Below are 19,892 nucleotides of genomic sequence, written 5' to 3'. Positions count from 1 at the left end.
GTCAGAACCGGTCCAGCAGCCGTTCCAGATAGTCCAGTTCGACTTCCGGTCGCTCTCCCTGCGCCGAACGGCGGCGGATTTCGTCCAGCAATTCGCGGGCGCGGCGATAAACGTCTTCGCCTTGCAACAGCCCTTCCTCGGTGCCGGTGCCGCCATTTGCGCCGGGCGTGCGGCCCAGCGGATCACGCGCTTCGGCGCGGCGGTCGCCCTGGGCTGTGCCTTGGCCCGGCTGGCTGTCACGTTCTTCCTGCGCCATCGCCTCGCCCAGAGCCCGCATACCTTCGCGCAGCGCTTCCATTGCTTGGGCCTGATTGTCGATGGCTCCGGCATTGTCGCCATTGCGCAGTGCCTCTTCGGCCCCTTCCATCGCACGGCCTGCGCGGTCCAGCGCCTCGCGCGCGGCGTCGCCTTCGGGTGTCCCTGCACCAGGCATGTTGCCTTGTTGGCGATTCAATTCGTCACGCAGCGCCTGCTGGCGGTCGGCCAGCGATCCGCCGCCCTGTTCCGCGCCCTGCCCTCGCTGGTCACCATTCTGCGCGCCTTCGCTGCCTTCGCCGCCCTCACCCTGACTGTGCTGCTGGCCCTCGCCCTGACTGCCGCTGCGGCCACGATTGCCTTGGCTTTCTCCGGCCTGCGCATCGGGGTTGAACTGTTCTTGCAGATCACGAAAGGCCTCGTCGCTCAGCCCCTGTTGATCGCGCAGGGTTTCTGACAGACCTTCCATCGCCTGTTCACCTGGGCTTTGACCGTTTTGACCCTGCCCTTGGGTGACACGCATGTTCTCCATCATTTCCTGAAGCTCGCGCAGCGCCTCTTCGGCCTCGGCCATGCGGCCTTGTTCCATCAGTTCCTGAATACGGTCCATCATGCGTTGCAAGTCGTCTTGCGTCATCTGCATGCCGTCCTGCTGGCCCTGTTGCTGGTCACCGTTCTGTTCGGCCTCGCGCTGGGCCTGTTCCCCCAACTGTTTAAGGTAATCCTCGGTAGCGCGGCGCAATTCGTTCATCAGCTCCGCGATTTCGGCCTCGGACGCGCCTTCGCGCATGGCCTGTTCCAGACGTTCCTGTGCCTGCCGCATCCGGTCCAACGCATCGGCCAAATCGCCTTCTTCCAGTTCAATTGCCAGTTTCCACAGGTCGTCAGCCAAGGCCTGTTGCTGTTCGTCATTCATACCGTAGTTGGCCAACGTCTCCATCTGGCGGATGGCCTGACGCAGCTTCAAATACCGGGTTTCCTTGCGAAACACCTCGTCCGGCCTGTAGCTGATCGCGCGCAACACCTGCGCACTGCGTTCAGCGTTGCTGCGGTTCCACAGCAGATCGCGGCGCATCTCGATGATGGCTGCGGCCAGCGGATCAAAAAAGCGACGGCCGGGCAAGGTGATCTCGCGCGGGACCGATTGGGTTTGCTGTTCGGCGGCGTCCAGAACGCTCAGCGTGATCGTGACTGGCAGATTGGCCCAGGGATGCTCCGAGAAATCCTCGACCAGATTTTCCTCGAACGCGCGGCGATCGCCAGCGATGGGCATCGGCAAGGGTACGATAATTTCGGGACGGTCCTCGGGTTCGGGGATCAGTCCATAGATGCGGTCAACATTGGCCAGGTCCAGCGCAATCCGCGCCTCACCCGCCTCGACTCCATAGTCATCATTGGCAGAGAACGGCAAAGTCATCTCGCCCAGCGCTGCGCGTTCGGGATCATCAAGGATCAGTACAGACGGCGCATCATCGGGCACCACGGCCACCTGCCAGTTGCGCCCGCCGGGGCCGTTGACCGAAATGTCACCGCTTTGCGTCACGGTAAAATCATGCGCAGCTCCCGAGGCGGGCGGCACGTCACCCACGCGGCCCGACACTGTTTCGGACACGGTCAGCGCGCCCACTTCGCCATAAAGACGCAGGGTGATCAGGCTGCCCACAGGCAGTTTCAGCGTTCCTTGCGGGATGTCGTTAAGATAGATCGTGGGCAATCCGGTGTAGCGTGGGCTTTCGGCCCAGCCCTCCCAGACCGGACCGGTGGCCAGCCCTCCGCCGCCCGGTGTCATCTCTGTGACCGTTCCCACGCGCCAGATCGACCCGAACAGCAGCGCCACCACAAAGGCCAGCAACGCCACATAGCGCAGGGCAAATGGGTCATACCGCGCGACACGCAGATCGCCCGGCACGGCGCGGGCCTGCGACGCGCGCGCAGCCATACGTTTCTGGTGCGCAGCCCAGACCGCAGCCGAGGCCGCATCGCCGAGGCCAATCGCCTGATCGTCCATCAATGCCTGAATGGGTCGCCCCGGCAGACTGGCATCCAACCGGGTCAGGGCCTGCGCCCATGTGGGCAAACGGAACTGCCGAAACGCGTAAACCAACGCGGCAGCAGCCGCGAGGCCACTGAGCACCGCTGCGCTCCAAACCACTTCGATCAAGACGATATCATGCAGGCCCAGCATCAGCATCGCCAGCACTGTAAAGACCACCGCCAGCAAGGGCCACAACGCGCGCGACAGGTTCTCTGCCAGCATCCCAGCCCACGTCAACCGCAAGGGCCAGCGCAAGGCGCGCAGCCCTGCGGGCGTGTCAGGTCGGGAAGAATTGGCCATGTGTCGACGTTACCTCATACTTGAGTATGACATAGGGCGACACGCGGACGCGTCACACCCATTCGGGAATGGTATCGCGATTTATCATTTCGTCAAAGGTCGGGCGTGAGCGGATAACCGCGAATTGATCACCTTTCACCAGAACTTCCGGTATCAGGGGCCGCGAATTATACTCGCTGCTCATGACGGCGCCATAGGCACCGGCACTGCGGAATGCCACAAGATCATCCGCAGCCAGCGCCGGCATCATCCGCCGCTTGGCAAAGGTGTCACCGGATTCGCAAACGGGCCCAACCACATCATAAGGTTGCTGTTCGGTTCCCGCCTCGGGCTCAACAACTGGTATGATGTCATGATAAGCGTCATACATCGCAGGCCGGATCAGGTCGTTCATCGCACCGTCAAGGATCAGGAAATCGCGGCCTTCGCCGGATTTCACATAGATCACCTTGCTGACCATCAAACCCGCATTGCCCGCGATCAGACGGCCCGGCTCGATCTCGACCTCGCACTCCAGATGTCCCAGCGTACGCTTGACCATCGCGCCATAATCCGTCGGCAACGGCGGGGCCGCGTTCGACCGCTCATACGGGATGCCCAGACCGCCCCCCAGATCCAGACGGCGGATAGTGTGACCATCCGCGCGCAGTTGCACGGTCAGGTCTGCAACCTTCTGATAGGCGGCCTCGAACGGGGTCAGATCGGTCAGTTGGCTGCCGATGTGTACGTCGATGCCGATCACCTCAAGCCCCGCAAGGTTGGCCGCATGGGCATAGACCGCGCGGGCACGAGCGATGGGAATGCCGAATTTGTTCTCGGATTTGCCGGTGGCAATTTTGGCATGTGTTTTTGCATCAACGTCAGGATTTACGCGGATGGTGATCGGAGCCACCTTGCCCATGCTGACAGCCACAGCGCTGAGCATTTCCATTTCCGGCTCGGATTCGACATTGAACTGGCGAATGCCACCCTCAAGCGCTGTGCGCATTTCGTCCGCCGTCTTGCCGACACCGCTGAACACGATCCGCTCGCCCGGCACGCCTGCGGCGCGCGCGCGGCGGTATTCCCCGCCCGAGACCACGTCCATGCCCGCCCCTGCATCGCCCAAAGTCTTGAGGATGGCCTGATTGCTGGCCGCCTTCATCGCGTAGCACACCATGTGGTCCATACCCTCGAGCGCCTCGTCGAACAGGTGGTAATGGCGCAACAGGGTGGCGGTGGAATAGACATAAAACGGTGTGCCAACGGCGGCGGCAATGTCGGCCACCGGGACATCCTCGGCGTACAAAGCGCCATTGCGATACAGAAAATGATCCATGCCAGACCGCTTAATCCAGCGGCGGCGCAGGATCAATCACGCTTTGCGCTTCTTGGCCTTTTCGCGCGCCTGAAAGATTGCGACCTTGCCGCGCAGGATTGCCTGAGACTCTGCCGCCGCCGCGTCCAGCTTTGGGGTAAAGTCTGTGTTCAGGATGCCGCGCCCCGTGGCCAACTGGTACAGCGTATGGAACGGGTTGTCGTTACATTCCACGATCACCGGACCTTGTGGTCCAACGGCCATGTCCCACCCGACGATACCAAATTCAGGGAACATCATATGCGCCTGTTGCGCGACGTGCTGGACCTGATCCCAGTGGGGGATCTGAAACCCCGCAAAGGGACGCTGCGACACCGGATGCATGTCGATCCACTCGGCGCTCAAGCCGCTGCCCTTGTTGCAACGCACCACGCGCCCTGTGTCGTCGACCTCGGCGACCATGCTGCCTGCCTGCCAGAAATTGTCGGACATCGCCTTTGGTGAGGGCACCTTCCATACGGTATACAGCATTGAAACACCATGCGCATCCCGCAGCGTGACAATCCGCAATGTGCCAACCGCATCACCCGTCATGGCGGCCATATCGGGATGCTGGCGGATCGCTGATTGCAGGATGAACCCTTCTGGATAGTCGTGGAAAATCTCGTGGGCAAAACTGTCCAGACCCACATCGCGGCCATTGCCCAGATGCAGCAGGCCCGCGCCACGATCCAGACCGGTGATCAGGGCTGATCCGACACTGCCCGCGCCTTCGCAAGGTTTGGCAAAGATCGGATAGACAGCTTCATTTTGCAAAAACTGCGCCACAGCGTCAGGGTTGCGCAGCGCTGGAATCGCACCAAACACACGACGTGCAGACACCACCGCTTGCGTGGTGGTTGTGGGCAAGCTCAACTGTGTCAACAATGCGGTATACATCACCTTGTCGCGCAGAAACGCACGGGTTTCCGTCAGCTTGGGAGGCGACAGGCGCACATTGATATTATAGCTGCCGATACGACCCACATAAGTCTTTTTGTCATCCATCGCCATGTCAGGCACATAAACACCAGTGGCGTGGTATTCGTGACCTTCAAGCTTGCCGGGGCCACGTTTCAGCGTCCACATCTCGCGCATTTGCCGCACCGGGCTGACCCCGTGTTTGCGGGCCACTTCGATCATAGTCTGGCTGGCGGCGGGTGCAGGGTTTGGCGGGGCCGCCAAAAGCGCCTTTTGCGGGTGGGTTTGCATATTCATTGCCAATTGCCCTGCTGTCTTGTACCTGTTTTGGCAAGAATAGTACGAGATAATGGCGTAAATTTGGCAGGACTGTTTCTGAAATCGCTCAAATCAGAGACCATTCAGAGGGCGGGATCACGTTATGGCCCGCGTCCGCAAGAACAGATAAAGCGGCAAACCGCAACTGACCCCGATGCAAAACGTGGCGGGAATGGCGATCAGCGCCAGCCAGTTGCGACGCACCCAAACTTCGGAGCAAATCCAAACGGTCAGGGTGATCGCGGCAATCGTCAGATCCCAGACCAGCCCGCTGGACGCGGCATTGACATGCCATGCGTCCACCATCAGCCCGATGTCAAAGCCGTTTTTGCGAAACCACGTCACGAACCAATACATCGGATGCACCGCACCCCAGATCGCCAGAGCCAGATACACACCGCGCAGCGCTGACATCAGAACGTCTTGACCACACCGACTTTGGCAAATCCGGACACATGCAACCCCGGTTCGGTCACCGAAGGTTGCTGGCGGTCGTTGGGTGCGCGCTGTGCCTCACGCGATGATGCGCCGGGATCACAGGCAGCCAACCCAGCGATGGCGGTCAAAAATACAAAAATACGGATCATTTCACACGATACCCCAAAGTTAGCGGCCCTTTGCGCAGCCCCAAGCCGACATGAGTTCCGACACCGGACGTGCCCAGACTGATACCCGCGTTCATCGTCGGTTGCACGGGTTCGCCGTCGGCACCACAGGCTGCAAGCGCCAACAGGGACAATGCAGCAATTGTTCGGATCATTTCAACACCTCGCGCCAGCGTTTGACCTGCGCGCGCACCTGCGCGGGGGCCGTTCCACCATAAGACATACGCGAATTCACCGAATTTTGCACCCCCAACACATCAAAGACAGCGTCCGTGATGTCACTGTGAACGGATTGCATATCGGCAAGGCTGAGATCGGGCAGATCGCAGCCCTTGGCTTCGGCCATCGCGACCAGCGAACCAGTAACGTGGTGTGCATCGCGGAACGGCATGCCCAGAACCCGCACCAGCCAGTCGGCCAGATCGGTTGCGGTGCTGAAACCGGCACCCGCAGCGGCGGCGAGGCTTTCGCGGTTGGCGGTCATGTCGCGCACCATGCCCTCCATAGCGGCCAGCGCCAGCATCCAGTTGTCGGCGGCGTCGAACACCTGTTCCTTGTCTTCCTGCATGTCCTTGGAATAGGCCAGCGGCAGCCCCTTCATCACCATCATCAGGCCCACGTTGGCCCCCATGATCCGGCCCACCTTGGCGCGGATCAGCTCGGCGGCATCGGGGTTCTTCTTTTGCGGCATGATCGACGATCCGGTGCTGAACCGGTCGGAGAGGGTTACGAACCGGAACTGCGCCGACGACCAGATCACCAGTTCTTCGGCGAACCGGCTGAGGTGCATGGCGCAGATGCTGGCCACACCCAGAAATTCCAGCGCGAAATCGCGGTCGCTGACAGCATCCAGCGAGTTTGCCGCAGGCCGGTCAAAGCCCAGCGCCTGCGCCGTCATCTCGCGGTCGATGGGGAACGAGGTGCCCGCCAGTGCCGCAGCCCCCAAGGGGCATTCATTCATCCGCGCCCGCGCATCGCGCACACGGCTCAGATCGCGGCCCAGCATTTCGACATAGGCCATCATGTGATGGCCCCAGGTCACCGGCTGCGCGGTTTGCAGGTGGGTGAAACCGGGCATCACCCAATCGGCCCCCGCTTCGGCCTGCGCCAGCAGCGCGTCGATCAGCGCCAGCAGACCCGCCTCGGCGGCGTCCAGCTGATCGCGGACCCACAGTTTGAAATCGGTCGCAACTTGATCATTCCGGCTGCGGCCTGTGTGCAGTCGCCCCGCCGGCTCACCGATCACCTCTTTCAGCCGCGCCTCGACGTTCATGTGAATGTCTTCGAGTGCGGTGGAAAATTCAAAAGTCCCTGCCTCGATCTCTGACAAGACCGTGAGTAGCCCTTCCCGAATGGTCTCGGCATCACTAGTAGTGATAATGCCCACCGCACCCAGCATTGCGGCATGGGCGCGCGAGCCTGCAATGTCCTGCGCCGCCATCCGTTGGTCGAACCCGATCGAGGCATTGATCGCCTCCATGATCGCGTCCGGGCCGGCGGCAAAGCGGCCGCCCCACATGGTGTTTGCAGTCTTGTCTGTCATGGTTTGGACCTTTGGAGGGAATATGAAGAAACTCTTTGCTGCGCTCGTGTATACGGCCCTTGCCTTGGGTGCAAATACTGCCCTTGCCGATGTACAGACCGCAATGGGCCTGCGCGACGGATCAATGAAGAAACTGGTGTTCCATGACACCCCCCAAGCCACATCCACAGCCGCATTCCAATTGCAGGACGGTGGCGGCACCGCAACGCTGGAAGATCATCGAGGCAAATGGGTTTTGCTGAACTTCTGGGCCACATGGTGCGCGCCATGTCGCAAGGAAATGCCAATGCTGTCAGAGCTGCAAACGCAATTCGGTGGCGATGATTTCGAAGTGCTGACACTGGCCGCGGGTCGCAATTCCCCCGAAGGCATCAAGAAATTCTTTGCCGACATGCAAATCGACAACCTGCCCCGCCATCAGGACCCCAAACAGGCAGTGGCCTCGCAGATGGGAATTTTCGGCCTGCCAATCACCGTGATCATAGACCCCGAAGGCCGAGAAATCGCCCGCCTGCGCGGCGACGCCGAGTGGAATTCGGACAGCGCCAAGGCCATCATTGCCGAACTGACGGGGCAGTCGCTGACTGGCAAATGACTGTGCGGCCCTGCGGCGCACGACAATGGCCAACGGCACATCCCGGGGCTTGGGCACCGTCGGATATTATGATATTGATGGCTTGCTGTCCTTACCGGGTGACCCGTTGTGCCATGTGATTGTCGGGCCTTTCCCGAGCATAAATTGATATGGTTGCGCTATTGGGGCAACCTGACCAGGTCTGAGCTCTACGCCATGATGACGGGCTATCGGAATGTGCCCGATTATGACCCTGCATTCGACGTCCTTCAGGATTTCCGGGGCACTGAAACGAACGAGCTGACATATTCCGACGTCAGTATGATGGCGGAAAACACCAAGGCCTTTCGCCAGAAAGTCGGCGTAGAAGTGCGCCTTGCGTTGCTGGCACCGGGTGATCTGGGTTTTGGCATGGGGCGGATGTTCACGACCTTGCTGGGCAATTGCCCCCTGATCAACGCTGACGTGTTTCGCGATCTTGAAGGGGCTGCGGCATTTCTCGATCTGTCTGCGCAGGCCCGGACCCTGATCGGAAACGGGGCCAATTCGCTCAGCATTTCTGTCTCCCACCGGACCTAGCGCGATGCCCGATCCGGCCTTTTGCGCATCTTGTTGACCCTACGCCGCACTTGACGCCTCCCGCTTGTGTCCGCTGATATGATCCGGATAAAACGCTCGGGAAGGTGCCCCATGCCACTGTATCTTCTGCTGATCCTCGTTATCGGCGGCATCGCCAGCATTGCGTTGGCGCTGCATCTGCTGGGCCTGTCGCAGATCACACCGCTGGGCGAAGACAGCGCACGGGCCGGATGGCTGCGCGAATACCCCGATGCAGAGCCTCAAGAGATTACGGTGACGGCCTCTGGCCGTGCCGCTCTGATCCAAACCGAGAATGGCGCAGGGCTGGTCTGGGCGGTCGGTGCAAACACCACCGCACGCCAACTGATCGCACCGCGCATTGCCGACACGGCCAAGGGTCTGAGGCTGACCCTGCGCGACCCCGCCGCGCCACGCATCACGCTGGTGCTGACAGACACCGAACGCCGCACATGGCGCAAAGCCCTCACCGGAGCCACCTCATGACCTATCCCGATGTCGTTCAACTGGCCGTACCCTTTTTCATCGCGGCCATCGTGGCCGAACTTGCATGGATCGTGATCAAAGGTCGCGGCGGTCGCTATGAGACACGCGACGCGCTGACGTCGCTGGTGATGGGTGCAGGCAATGTGGCCTCGGGCATCCTGCTGGGGTTTGTCGCTTACGCATTTTTCATGTGGCTCTGGGCGCTGACCCCGCTGGATCTGGGCAACAGCCTTTGGGTGATTGCGCTGTGTTTCGTGCTGGACGACCTGCGGTATTACTGGGTCCACCGCTTTGGCCACCGCATCCGCTGGGTCTGGGCCAGCCACGTCAACCACCATTCATCCCAGCACTACAACCTGACCACAGCACTTCGCCAGACGTGGACAGGCACATTCACCTTCATGATGATTGTACGCACGCCGCTGATCCTGCTGGGGTTCCACCCTGCGATGGTCTTGTTCGTCGGCGGCCTGAATCTGATTTACCAGTTCTGGATTCACACCGAAGCGATCAGCCGCCTGCCCCGCTGGTTCGAAGCGGTGATGAACACGCCCAGCCATCACCGCGTCCACCACGGACGCAACGCCCGCTACCTTGATGCCAACTACGCTGGCGTTTTTATCATTTGGGACAAGTTGTTCGGAACCTTTGTCCCCGAACAGGACAGCGACAAGCCCGATTACGGGCTGGTGCAGAATCTGGGAACGTTCAACCCGCTTCGCGTGGCCTTTCACGAATGGATCGGCATCTGGCGCGACGTGACCCAACCCGGCCTGACCGCGGGCCAACGTCTGAAATACGCCTTTGCCGCCCCCGGTTACAGCCACGACGGCAGCCGCGACACCTCGCGAACGATCAAGACCAAGCACCTCGCCCGCAGGCCAGACGACACAGGCACTCCCGGTTTCTCCTGAATCTTCTTTTGGCCCCAATTATCCCGGGGGTCAGGGGGCAGCGCCCCCTTAAGCCGCGTGCCGCAAGATCGCAGCTTCCGACCCCGACAGATTGCGCCGCGCAAAGCGGCCATAGATGTGCGGATCATAGTCCAGATCAGGAAACCACTCCAACAGGCGTGTGCGGTCGCCCGAGGCCAGCGTGGTCAACGCCGTATTGGCGGGATGAAAACTTTCTGTCTCGACGCCATTGGCCCACAGAATTTCGTGGCACGGCAACATCAGATGCACATAGGTCACTTGCGGTACCTGCAAATCCACCGTGATCGTGCGCCCGTTGATCAGGTCTTTGGCCGCAACCAGCACTTCGGGCGTGTTGAACAGCGCCTGCGCCACATCGCCTTTTACCAGCATCCGGTGTTCGGGGGAAACCAGCAGCGATTCATCGGGGCGTTCAACGCCCAAGGCGCCTGCCCGAATGCGAATGGGCCGCATATGCGGCATGGCAAACAAACGCGCGCCGGTCATCGGGCGGCTGCCCACCCATTCGATCGGCTGCGCGCCACTGTCCTTGGTCTGGACCAGATCGCCTTCGCGCAACTCTTCGATCAGCCGCGCCCCGTCCGGTGTGCTGATCCACGTGCCGGGGGTAAAGCAGATCACTCCGCCCGCATCGCGCCCCGTTGGATTGCCGCGATTGGCACCCAAAGTGTGATGCACCACCCAAAGATCGCTGTTGCGTGGCGGAATATCGTTCAGGAACATCAGCAACGGCTGCGCCCCGCGCCCGACCTCGATCAAGGTGACTGTAAATGTGCGGGCGCCGTCCGTGACAACAAAACTGCTGTCCAGAAGCGGGGCCGCCTCGTCCCATTTCACATGATCCGCTGGCGTATAATCCAACGCCGCGCCCACAAGGCGATGCACCATACGTGCCGCCCGCTTGCGCAAATTCTCTGAACCGTCTGCACCATCCAGTCGCAAAATATCCGACGGGCCATCCACACGCACTGGATCACCATACCATGACCACGCCGCCCCTACGTTGAGGGACTGCATCGGAGCGGCCTCAAGACCGTCTATTTCTGTTTGCGACCAGGAGATGACAAACGTGCCACGAAAGCCCGTTCCCATTGCCTGCTTGCCTGCCTCTTAGTTTTTTATTGCTATCAGCGTATCAAAACTGATTCGATGCGCATAGCGTTTATTTATGTTGATCTACGAACTGTTGCAGGATCAACCTCATTCAGAACCGGAAGTGCGCGCGAAAACTGCCAACGAACTGCCCTTCGCCCTGTCCCTCGAATTCCTGACCCAGATAGCTCAGGCCATAAAACACGCCGCCGCCGTTCTCGCCGCGCCATTCCATGCCTGCGCGGGCGCGCACCCGTGCGTCGCGCGGCTTGTATCCGCGATCTTCGGGCAGGAACACGCTTCCGGCCACATGGGTCACGTCGCCCCCCAGCACAAAGCCAAAGCCGGTCGCGCCGCCATCGATGGCGCGGTAGTGCTGGCCGCTGACCGGATCGCGCACCAGCAGGCCACCCTGCTCTAACCCGCCCCAGCGCACATCGACACCGGCCCGCACCAGCATTTCGGCCCCTGCACGCCCTTCGACAAACGGACGCACGACGCGGTCGCCATAGGAAAATCTGCGTCCGGCTTCGACCACCAGTGTGGGATATATTCCATTGTCGATCTGCGCCGCACGGGTCGCGTCGGAGACATCTGGCCCGCCAAAGACATCGTGCATTGCGCCGTGGAATGCGTCCAACCCCGTTGATGGGCCCACCACAACCAGATCACCGCCCACGGCCATGTCCATCCCATAGGCCTGAAAGTGGCTGTGCAGCCCGACCGACAGTGCCCCCGCATAAGGGCGGTCGGCGGGATCGGGGGCTTCGAGATTGGCAGGCGCGATGATCTCGGCGCCCAGCCGCAATTCGATCAGATCGCCAAAGCCTGAAGGTAATGCGCCGTCCCAGCCCCTGCCCCAGACGCGCGACGAGGCGACCGAACCGGTGCGCCAGCGGTCCTGCCCGTCACCGATGAAATCATTTGTGAGCAGATAGCCAAAGCCCAAACGTGTGTACTCTTGCGCCTGTGCGCAAAAGGGCAACAGCGCGATCAGCGCTGCGGGTGCGTATTTGAACATCAATCGGTCCCGTTATATCTGCCCCCCGGCTGTGCCCTCTCTATGACATACCAGCCCGCAGAGAAAACGTCCCTATGGAGTTTGTAGAATAATCATGCGCTTTCGTGTCCTTCGGGCCGCAGATCAAGCGCAGGTCAGTGCGCCAGACGCCTGCGATCTGTGCGCTCTTGCGCAGATCAAAACGCCCGCCACCCTGCCTATCTGTTGTCGGGAAAGGAGACCGCCATGACCGATCTCATCCCCATCCGCACAACTGATATGCCTGCCGAAATGGGTGTGCTGCTGCACGACTACCCCCGTGACGCCTGGGCGGCCAATCCGCATTTTGCCAAATCCACCCGCCAGTGGATGCGCGCCCACGAAAAGTTCCGCGTGCTGGCAGACCATTTGCACGACCAGACACAGGGCTTTCTAGACCGCAATCACGATCCGGACGATTTTGCCGATCATCTGGGCCGCTATGGAACTGCGCTGGTGCGCAATTTGCATGGGCACCATCACTTCGAGGATCGCACGTTCTTTCCCGAACTGTCAGCGGTGGACCCGCGCTTTGATGCGGGGCTGGAGATACTGGAAAAGGATCACGAGGCACTGGACCGTGTACTGGATGATTTCAGCCACATCGGCAGCCGCGTGATCAAGCTTGTGCAGTTGGACAAAGCCGCCGCCCGCGAAGAAGCCGGTCTGCTGATAACACAGACCGGCGCGATCCGTGCGTTTCTGGATCGCCATCTGGGCGACGAAGAAGATCTGGCCGTTCCGGTCATCCTGCACCATGCCCTGCGCGGTTAGCCGTCTATAACCACAAACCCGCTCGGGCGGCCAACTTGTCCATTTCATCCATTTGAAATGGCCATTAAAAATTAGAAAATGCCGCCGCAAGGCGGCATTTCGGGGAGACCGGACACGCGCGCACCCGGCAAACCAAAGTTTTGCGATATCTACAGGCGCGCGAGCCCGTGCAAAATCGTTGCGCGGGTTCCCCCGGTTTTCGCGGCGGGACCAATCCGCTGTTGCGCTACAGGTCCGCCCAGCAGGTTCAACCCTGCGACCAGCTTTCACGCCGCCCGACTGACTTCGCGCAACTTAGTATGGTCATCTTTACGGCCTGTTGATCTGGTCCGAAGCTAAGAACCCGATCACGGTACTTTGGCACGGCCAGTTCGAGCCCGCCGCGCCCCAGCATCAATCCTTTACTCTGCGCTGGCAACTTCGCCTTCCACCGCATCACTGAGATCACCCAACATGGAAACCGCGTAGGCCGCATAGGGACCGATCCAGCGCCGTTGCAGATCATGGATCGGAAGTGCATCCAGATGGTTCCAGCGCTCGCGGCCACGCCTCTCGATGGCGATCAATCCGGCTTTCTCCAACACGGACAGATGTTGCATGACTGTGCAGCGGTCAAGTTCAGGCAGCGCCTCGCAAAGTGCGCCGGTCGTTTGGGGCCCATCACGTAGCCGGTCAAGCATCTTCCGTCGCACTCTATGGCCGAGCGCCTTGAAAAGACTGTCGAATTTTTCTTCCGTTGACATGTTATAAATTTATAACATTATTGTACGAAACAAAAGAGGAATCGCACAATGGAGTTGAAATTCACCGTAGCGGGGCGGATCGCGAAACCTGTCGGGGAAGTCTTCGAAGCAGTCGTGGATCCGGATCTCTTGTCGAATTACTTCACGACCGGGGGTGCGCGGGGCCGACTAGAAACCGGCGCGGAAGTGACTTGGGATTTCCATGATTTTCCTGGTGCGTTCCCGGTCCTCGTCCAAGAGGTCATTCCCGATGAACGTATCGTCCTACAATGGGAGGCGGATTACACGCCGGGCAGCTGGACCACGGTCACGATGGACTTTCAGCAACTGGAGGACGGGCGCACGCTGGTCCGGATCAGCGAATTTGGCTGGCCCGAGACCGATACCGGCCTGAAGGCGTGCATGGGAAACTGCGAGGGTTGGACCGGAATGCTTTGCGCGATGAAAGCTTGGCTGGAACACGGCATCAATCTGCGCGCCGGTTTTTACAAGTAAGCGTTAAATAACAGGAGAAACGGAAAAATGAGACCTGGAAAGAATATCGCGATCAAGGTTCCACTGCATCGCTGGCGTGATACGGTTGCCTTTTACCGCGACCGTGTCGGGCTGACGGTGTCGCGCGAATTGGAGGAAAGCATCGGCTTTGAGTTCGGGGCGATGACCCTTTGGATTGATCGCGTGCCGCACCAGAGCCAGGTCGACGTCTGGATCGAACTGTTCGACGAAGACCCTGACGCGGCCCTTGCCGTTTTGGGTAGCCCGCAGCGCGAAGAACTGGAGCCGCTGACAGGCGTGACCGGACACTGGACCTCTGACCCCGCAGGAACGGTCATCCTTTTGCGCAAGGAAAACAGTGCGTCGTAGCTTGGAGTCATCGAAACCCAAGGATGGCGTTCCGAACGTCAGTGTCCAAAGGCTGGTCACTGCGATGGCTTTCACCAAGACCGGATCGGTTGAGTGCTTATTCTATCGCGCCTGAATCACAAGATTGAGGTGACTGCCGACACTCACCGCCATCTCCCGCCAGCCGGCGTTGCCCCAATCCGGCCCCTCACCATAGAACAGCCCCAAGATCTGCTTTTCAGGCAATCCGGCTTCGAGTTCGGCATTGAGCCAGACATCCCATTTTCGAAGGGTCGTTCGTCCAGAAGGGCGTTTGAGAAATGGTCCACTTCAAGGATGCAAAACGGCATCTGCTCATGGAACAGTTGCGCGGGGAAATTCCTTAGTTTTTCCCCTTTTGGTCAGAAGGGGCTTTCCTTTGTGATGTTGCACCGCCCTGGGAAATGGGGAAAGTTCCAAGACGGAGTTGCTGTTATTGAGTGTGCGAAATTCGATCATGTGAGAATATTGTGAATGACCACAGGTACTGGCCAGAACTAGCTCACGCCACGCCCAGCGCGCGATTTGGCGTCTGAAGCGAGGCGAAATCTATGATCTCTCCACAGATGCTCGATCTGAATTCGGGATAGGCGAAAGCTGACGATCACGTTGTCATTCTGACGTATCTTCAGCACCTTGCAGGCGCAGCCAGTTCGCCTGAGCGTTGCGACCCGCCAAGGCATCAAACTGCTCCGGATAGAAAAAGGCCGAGCGGTCAACATCGACGGAACCGATGACGCCCGCGCCGTCGTCAATATGGGCGCGCATCCTGTCCCGCAGATCTTGCAGATAGTTGCGTGTGCCTGCCCGTGCCTGCGCCAAGGTCGTCAGGGGCTGTGTCGGGGGACAATAAAGCTGTGAGTTCAGCGCCTCGATGGCGGCGACGCTGTCCGGCCACTTGGCCCTGTCCAAAAACTCCATCACGCCCTGAATTCGACCGACCTAGTCGAATTCGCCGGTGAACGCGGCTTGGGTGTCGAGCAATGGCAAGAAAAGCGCGGCAAGGGTCAAGACAATTTGCGTCACAGAAAACCCTCAGTGATCGTGCTGGCTCCGGCCCGAAGCCAGCGCCATATGATGGGCCTGATGGTGCATCCCAACCGTCATCAGACCGATGAAGCCAAGCCCCCGAATGCGTGCGGTGTCGGGTCCGGTGACGGTCATGATGACGCCGCCCTCGACCTCTTCAACCTGCATAGCCCAGCCTTCCACTCCGTTCATTGTGGCCACATGCGCCGGCACCATTGCGCGGATCGAAGCCGTGACGTCAGGATTCGCGGAAGTCACGACGAAACGCGCCCCTTCGTCGATCTTTTCGCGGGTGACATCGGCCCGCAGCGTGACGTTGTCCATTTCGATCAGGTGACGGCGCAGGGCTTCGATATCCACCTTGCTCCAATCCGTTGCGGGATCGGCCATCAGCGCGACCGTGATTTCCTGAAGCGCGGCAAAAGCTGATTGCCCGCCTTCACGCAAGGCGGGAGCGGGATCATGCACGGCGGGATCAAGCGCTGCGGCTTGCTGGGCTTTGGGAAGCAACAGCGCAGCACCTGCGGGGATCGTGATCTCGTCCACATGGCCGGAACGCATCCCGTCCGAAGAGACAAAATGCAGATGCAGTTTCTTGCCCGGATGCGAGGCGATACCCTCCAGTGCGGCGCCCGTGTAAACGCCAACGATCTCGCCAGTCGTCCCCGCTTCGTCGTAGATGTTCATCCCGGACTGGATATTGGAATGTCCCCTGCCATGCCCTCCATCTGCGCCTTGCGCCGATGCCTCGCCCGTCACCACATGCCAGACCAGATGGGGAAAGCTGCCCTGCACGCGGATTGGAGACCCGCCGTCAAGATCAAGGCCGATGCTTTGCGCCTGTATTTCAATGAAGTGGGTCAGACGATCGGGCGCCATGTCATGCGGGATCTCGATCTTCTGCCAGTCCGTAACGGTGCCATAGGCCAGTACGACAGCTTCCTCACCTGCCTCGGGTGGCGCGACACGGGCGTGCGCGTCATCACCACGGCTGACCAGGATTGCACCGTCACGGATCAATATCTCACCACGCAGGCCGGCGATGGCGCCCAGACCCCATGCTGAAGGGGCGGTCAGCGTGTCGAGGGCAATCGTGCCATCGGTTTCGCCCGAGTGTATCATGTGACGGAAATTGCCGTGGGCCGTCAGTTCCTGCGCAAAGGTAAAGCAAGGCAAGGTTACAGCAAACAACGTCAGTGGGATCAGTTTCATAGGTTATTCTCGCGGTTCCGGTTGCACCTTTATTGCAGGCCCGCTGCCCATGCCATATGATCGCAATCATGTCGCAAGGCTTGGAAACCCTGTTCACCGGATCACGATCCGTTCAACTCTCAGCGGGAGCTGTTCTGTTCCGCAGCGCGGCGCCCGTGTCCGAGATGTTCATGGTAAATGCGGGGCAAGTCCATTTGTGCCGCCATACGGTGCATGGCGCGGAACTGGTTCTGCAACGGGCGATGCCGGGCATGATCGTGGCCGAAGCGTCAGCCTATTCCGACAGATACCATTGCGACGCGACTGCCGCGACGGACTGTGTCGTTCTGGCGCTGCCCAAACCCGTTTTCCTGTCTGCTCTGGCAGCGGATGCAGGTTTCGCCGCCAGCTGGGCCGCAACGCTGGCCCGCGGGGTTCAGGCAGCGCGATTCCGATCAGAAATTCGGTCTCTGCCCAAGGTAGCAGACAGGTTGGATGCGTGGCTTGGGGAAGGAAACCATCTGCCACAGAAAGGCCACTGGCAGGATGTTGCGAATGAATTGGGCGTCGCCCGCGAGGCGCTTTACCGCGAACTGGCCCGACGCCGCAACGAGAGAGCAGGCTGACCTTTGCCTGATTGGCGACCAGTCTGATCCTTTGTGCGCTGATCTTTCTGTCTCAACGCGGATTAACAGTTAAGGTTTGTAAGCCGCGTCCTGTCGTCATCCATTGAAGCCGCTCTGCATGACAACAACGTTCGACCGTCCTGCGACCCGAAGCGTGCTCGGGCGGTATGCGCGAGCGTCTTCACCATCAGAACACCAGCACCTTGTTGGCGGCCAGCGTCGGCCATCAAGAAGACGGTGATCTCGGCCACGGGGCCGTTCCTGGCCAGGCGTGGGCCATGCGCAAGCCGTTAAAGCTGCGCTCGGTGCCGTAAGGCGGATCGTTCAAAAGGATCAGATGTTTCATGGTTTATCCTCAGTTCAGGGTGCGCATGTCGATGCGGGTTCCGGTCGAGGCGCGGGGTTGAGACGCGGGTGCGTTTCTGCGCCAAGCCAGAACAGCAGGCCGCCGGAAACGAACATCGAAATCGCAACGAACCAGAAGGCCGCCTCGGCCGCCCCGGACAGGTTGGCGGCGAGTCCAAGGCCAAGCGCGCCGATGGCATAGCCGAGATCGCGCCAGAAGCGGTAGACCCCGATGGCCGATCCGCGCCACGCGGGTGGCGTGATGTCGGCCACTGCCGCCGAAAGGTTCGGATAAAGCAGCGCCATGCCAAAGCCCGCCACGCCTGCCGAGACCGACCACCAGAGCGCGCCCGAACCCAGCACCACCATCGCCACGCCCGAACCGCAGATCCACATGCCCAGCACATTGGGCCAGAATCGTCCGACATGGTCCGACAGCCGCCCGGCGAACAACTGCGAGCCGCCCCAGACAAAACCGTAGACGCCGACGATCCAGCCGACCTCGGTCAGGCTTGCGCCCTTTCCCACGAGGAAAACGGGGAACAGCGCCCAGACCAGCGCATCAACAAACTTCTCGACAAGCCCTGCCTGACTGATCGCAAAGAGGCGCCGATCACGCCAGCTCATCAGTGCGAACACCTCGCCCGTTGTCGGGTTTTCCGAAACGTCTTGCGGATAGCGCGGCAATGAATTTGGTGGCGTCGCCTTATGCGCGGCGGTTTCGGCCATGGCCCATGGCAGCGTATCCTTGACCCAGACCACGGTCAGAACCAGCGCCAGTAGCACCACGACCATGCCGAAGATTAGCAGGCCCACGCGCGCGCCCAAGGCTTCGGCTGTATATGCAGTCAGGATGCCCGCGATTGCCACGCCCACATAGCCCGAAAATTCGTTCAGCCCCATTGTCAGACCGCGTTCCTCGGCCTTGGTGACGTCGAGCTTTGCCGTCTGCGTCATCGACCAGCAGAGCCCCTGATTGACGCCCAGCAGCACCGTAGCGACCACGATCCAGTTCCAGTCGGGCGCATACCAGATCATCACAGGAATCGGCAGCGCCACGACCCAGCCCCAGAACAGAACCCGCTTGCGCCCGATCCGCTCGGACCAGCGTCCGGCGACAAAGTTCATCACCGCCTTGACGGCGCCGAAGGCCACGACGAAGGAGGCCAGCAACAAGAACGAGCCCCGTTCGAGCCCGAATTCGCTTTCGGCCAATGCGGGGACAACCGTGCGGGTCATGCCGATGGCGAAGCCCACGAGCATCACCTGGATCAACTGATGCGCGACCTGGCCCTTGTTCTCGCGGATACCACGTTGAAGCTGGTTTTCCGTCATTCGGTGGGTTCCTTCATGGTAATGCGTGGATCGAGCGCGTGGCCCGACGCGGGGCCGCGCAAAGGTTGGATCAGCATCCAGTCGAGCCAAAGATCGCGCCGCGTGCGGAACTGCTCGATCCCGATCGCCATGCCCTCATGCCCCTTGGCGGGCTGGGCGATATAGGTGCCCAACAGCCGGTCCCACCACGGCAGGTTGAAGCCGTAATTCGAGTTGGTCTCGCGCGGGTCGACGGAATGGTGGACGCGGTGCATATCGGGTGTCACGACGAACAGGCGCAGTATACGGTCAACGGGCCGCGGCAGGTCAATGTTGGCGTGATTGAAGAGCGCGGTGGCGTTCAAAAGCACCTCGAACAACAGAACTGCGATGGCGGGCGGGCCGAGGGCCGCGACCACAACCAGCTTGATTCCCATCGAGATCAGGATTTCAACGGGATGAAACCGCAGCCCAGTAGTCGTGTCGAAATCAAGATCGGCGTGGTGCATCCTGTGCAGCCGCCAGAGAGCGGGGATTGCGTGGAACATGACGTGCTGAAGATAGATCGCCAGATCGAGCAGCAACATCGAAGCCATAATGGCCAGCCAAACCGGTACGCCAAGGTTGTTGAGCAGACCCCAGCCCTTGTCCTCCGCCATGACGGCAAGGCCCACCGCGACAATCGGAAAGCTCAGCCGCAGGATCACGGTATCCAGAACCACAAGACCAAGGTTGTTGGTCCAGCGGATCACACGCGGAATGTCACGCCGCCGCCGCGGGGCCGCGACCTCCCACAGCGCCATCGCCGCCAGAATGCCCAGAAAAATGGACAGGCGGATCGCGGGTTCGGCAGAAAGGATGGTTTCGGACATGACTATGACCCTTGGGGTTGCACAGTGCGAAAGATTCGCTATCATTCAATTACTCACTTGATTGTTCTAATCTCAGGAGA

Annotated in this window: 22 protein-coding genes; 8 read left to right on the top strand and 14 right to left on the bottom strand. The window is 60.4% G+C overall.

Features of this window, described 5'->3' with window-relative positions; genetic code table 11:
* Position 1: 1 nt before the first annotated feature.
* The 7 genes from SULPSESMR1_RS01865 to argH form a co-directional block, all read right to left on the bottom strand.
* Positions 2–2,590 carry a TIGR02302 family protein gene (locus SULPSESMR1_RS01865; protein ID WP_089419303.1) on the bottom strand — a complete coding sequence of 863 codons (2,589 nt, stop codon included), beginning with the start codon at positions 2,588–2,590 and terminating at the stop codon, positions 2–4.
* A 52-nt stretch (positions 2,591–2,642) separates the two neighbouring features.
* The gene (gene lysA / locus SULPSESMR1_RS01860) at positions 2,643–3,908 is read right to left on the bottom strand and encodes a diaminopimelate decarboxylase (protein ID WP_089422078.1); all 1,266 of its coding nucleotides are present in this window, start codon (positions 3,906–3,908) and stop codon (positions 2,643–2,645) included.
* A gap of 36 nt (positions 3,909–3,944) precedes the next feature.
* A complete protein-coding gene (locus SULPSESMR1_RS01855; RefSeq protein WP_089419302.1) occupies positions 3,945–5,144 on the bottom strand; it encodes a sugar-transfer associated ATP-grasp domain-containing protein in 1,200 nt (399 codons plus the stop codon).
* Positions 5,145–5,261: 117 nt separating this feature from the next.
* Positions 5,262–5,579, bottom strand: a complete 318-nt coding sequence (locus SULPSESMR1_RS01850; RefSeq protein ID WP_089419301.1) for a DUF2834 domain-containing protein — start codon at positions 5,577–5,579, stop codon at positions 5,262–5,264.
* Complete coding sequence (locus SULPSESMR1_RS25175) at positions 5,579–5,752, bottom strand: hypothetical protein (protein ID WP_198362837.1); 174 nt, start codon at positions 5,750–5,752, stop codon at positions 5,579–5,581. Before SULPSESMR1_RS25175 ends, SULPSESMR1_RS01850 begins: the two co-directional genes overlap by 1 nt.
* Positions 5,749–5,925, bottom strand: coding sequence for a hypothetical protein (locus SULPSESMR1_RS25170; protein ID WP_198362836.1), 177 nt, complete (start codon positions 5,923–5,925; stop codon positions 5,749–5,751). Before SULPSESMR1_RS25170 ends, SULPSESMR1_RS25175 begins: the two co-directional genes overlap by 4 nt.
* Positions 5,922–7,313, bottom strand: coding sequence for an argininosuccinate lyase (argH, locus tag SULPSESMR1_RS01845; RefSeq protein ID WP_089419300.1), 1,392 nt, complete (start codon positions 7,311–7,313; stop codon positions 5,922–5,924). The genes SULPSESMR1_RS25170 and argH overlap by 4 nt, the downstream gene beginning before the upstream one ends.
* A gap of 22 nt (positions 7,314–7,335) precedes the next feature.
* Here argH and SULPSESMR1_RS01840 point away from each other — a divergent pair, with 22 nt between their 5' ends.
* The 4 genes from SULPSESMR1_RS01840 to SULPSESMR1_RS01825 all read left to right on the top strand — a co-directional run bounded on the left by SULPSESMR1_RS01840 (position 7,336) and on the right by SULPSESMR1_RS01825 (position 9,884).
* Positions 7,336–7,908, top strand: coding sequence for a TlpA disulfide reductase family protein (locus SULPSESMR1_RS01840; RefSeq protein WP_089419299.1), 573 nt, complete (start codon positions 7,336–7,338; stop codon positions 7,906–7,908).
* A 195-nt stretch (positions 7,909–8,103) separates the two neighbouring features.
* Positions 8,104–8,466, top strand: a complete 363-nt coding sequence (locus SULPSESMR1_RS01835) for a hypothetical protein (RefSeq protein ID WP_089419298.1) — start codon at positions 8,104–8,106, stop codon at positions 8,464–8,466.
* A gap of 111 nt (positions 8,467–8,577) precedes the next feature.
* Positions 8,578–8,970 carry a hypothetical protein gene (locus SULPSESMR1_RS01830; RefSeq protein WP_089419297.1) on the top strand — a complete coding sequence of 131 codons (393 nt, stop codon included), beginning with the start codon at positions 8,578–8,580 and terminating at the stop codon, positions 8,968–8,970.
* Entirely contained in the window at positions 8,967–9,884 is a 918-nt protein-coding gene (locus SULPSESMR1_RS01825; protein ID WP_089419296.1) for a sterol desaturase family protein, read from the top strand. The genes SULPSESMR1_RS01830 and SULPSESMR1_RS01825 overlap by 4 nt, the downstream gene beginning before the upstream one ends.
* A 48-nt stretch (positions 9,885–9,932) precedes the next feature.
* Here the strand turns inward: SULPSESMR1_RS01825 and SULPSESMR1_RS01820 are convergent, their stop codons facing one another.
* Positions 9,933–10,997, bottom strand: coding sequence for a Hint domain-containing protein (locus SULPSESMR1_RS01820; RefSeq protein ID WP_089419295.1), 1,065 nt, complete (start codon positions 10,995–10,997; stop codon positions 9,933–9,935).
* A gap of 112 nt (positions 10,998–11,109) precedes the next feature.
* Entirely contained in the window at positions 11,110–12,018 is a 909-nt protein-coding gene (locus SULPSESMR1_RS01815; protein ID WP_089419294.1) for a lipid A-modifier LpxR family protein, read from the bottom strand.
* Between the two features lie 225 nt (positions 12,019–12,243).
* On the opposite strand from SULPSESMR1_RS01815, the gene SULPSESMR1_RS01810 reads away from it, so the two are divergent.
* The gene (locus SULPSESMR1_RS01810; RefSeq protein ID WP_089419293.1) at positions 12,244–12,810 is read left to right on the top strand and encodes a hemerythrin domain-containing protein; all 567 of its coding nucleotides are present in this window, start codon (positions 12,244–12,246) and stop codon (positions 12,808–12,810) included.
* A gap of 401 nt (positions 12,811–13,211) precedes the next feature.
* Here the strand turns inward: SULPSESMR1_RS01810 and SULPSESMR1_RS01805 are convergent, their stop codons facing one another.
* Positions 13,212–13,553, bottom strand: a complete 342-nt coding sequence (locus tag SULPSESMR1_RS01805) for an ArsR/SmtB family transcription factor (RefSeq protein ID WP_089419292.1) — start codon at positions 13,551–13,553, stop codon at positions 13,212–13,214.
* A 48-nt stretch (positions 13,554–13,601) separates the two neighbouring features.
* Here SULPSESMR1_RS01805 and SULPSESMR1_RS01800 point away from each other — a divergent pair, with 48 nt between their 5' ends.
* Together SULPSESMR1_RS01800 and SULPSESMR1_RS01795 are read left to right on the top strand one after the other, a co-directional pair.
* Positions 13,602–14,048, top strand: a complete 447-nt coding sequence (locus SULPSESMR1_RS01800) for an SRPBCC family protein (protein ID WP_089419291.1) — start codon at positions 13,602–13,604, stop codon at positions 14,046–14,048.
* Between the two features lie 27 nt (positions 14,049–14,075).
* Entirely contained in the window at positions 14,076–14,417 is a 342-nt protein-coding gene (locus SULPSESMR1_RS01795) for a hypothetical protein (protein WP_089419290.1), read from the top strand.
* 630 nt (positions 14,418–15,047) lie between these two features.
* On the opposite strand, the gene SULPSESMR1_RS01785 is transcribed toward SULPSESMR1_RS01795, so the two are convergent.
* Positions 15,048–15,359 (bottom strand): hypothetical protein, encoded by a 312-nt coding sequence (locus tag SULPSESMR1_RS01785; RefSeq protein WP_157728956.1) that lies wholly within the window; start codon positions 15,357–15,359, stop codon positions 15,048–15,050.
* Positions 15,360–15,470: 111 nt separating this feature from the next.
* Positions 15,471–16,676: an acetolactate decarboxylase gene (locus SULPSESMR1_RS01780; RefSeq protein ID WP_089419287.1), complete on the bottom strand. Its 1,206-nt coding sequence runs from the start codon at positions 16,674–16,676 to the stop codon at positions 15,471–15,473.
* 68 nt (positions 16,677–16,744) lie between these two features.
* On the opposite strand from SULPSESMR1_RS01780, the gene SULPSESMR1_RS01775 reads away from it, so the two are divergent.
* Positions 16,745–17,281, top strand: coding sequence for a Crp/Fnr family transcriptional regulator (locus tag SULPSESMR1_RS01775; protein ID WP_157728955.1), 537 nt, complete (start codon positions 16,745–16,747; stop codon positions 17,279–17,281).
* A 360-nt stretch (positions 17,282–17,641) separates the two neighbouring features.
* Here the strand turns inward: SULPSESMR1_RS01775 and SULPSESMR1_RS01770 are convergent, their stop codons facing one another.
* Together SULPSESMR1_RS01770 and SULPSESMR1_RS01765 are read right to left on the bottom strand one after the other, a co-directional pair.
* The gene (locus tag SULPSESMR1_RS01770; protein ID WP_089419285.1) at positions 17,642–18,961 is read right to left on the bottom strand and encodes an MFS transporter; all 1,320 of its coding nucleotides are present in this window, start codon (positions 18,959–18,961) and stop codon (positions 17,642–17,644) included.
* Positions 18,958–19,812 carry a sterol desaturase family protein gene (locus SULPSESMR1_RS01765; RefSeq protein WP_089419284.1) on the bottom strand — a complete coding sequence of 285 codons (855 nt, stop codon included), beginning with the start codon at positions 19,810–19,812 and terminating at the stop codon, positions 18,958–18,960. The genes SULPSESMR1_RS01770 and SULPSESMR1_RS01765 overlap by 4 nt, the downstream gene beginning before the upstream one ends.
* Positions 19,813–19,892: the final 80 nt, after the last annotated feature.

The organism is Pseudosulfitobacter pseudonitzschiae (genome assembly GCF_002222635.1).
Classification (GTDB): domain Bacteria; phylum Pseudomonadota; class Alphaproteobacteria; order Rhodobacterales; family Rhodobacteraceae; genus Pseudosulfitobacter; species Pseudosulfitobacter pseudonitzschiae_A.
This window is presented reverse-complemented; position numbering and strand designations above follow the sequence as displayed.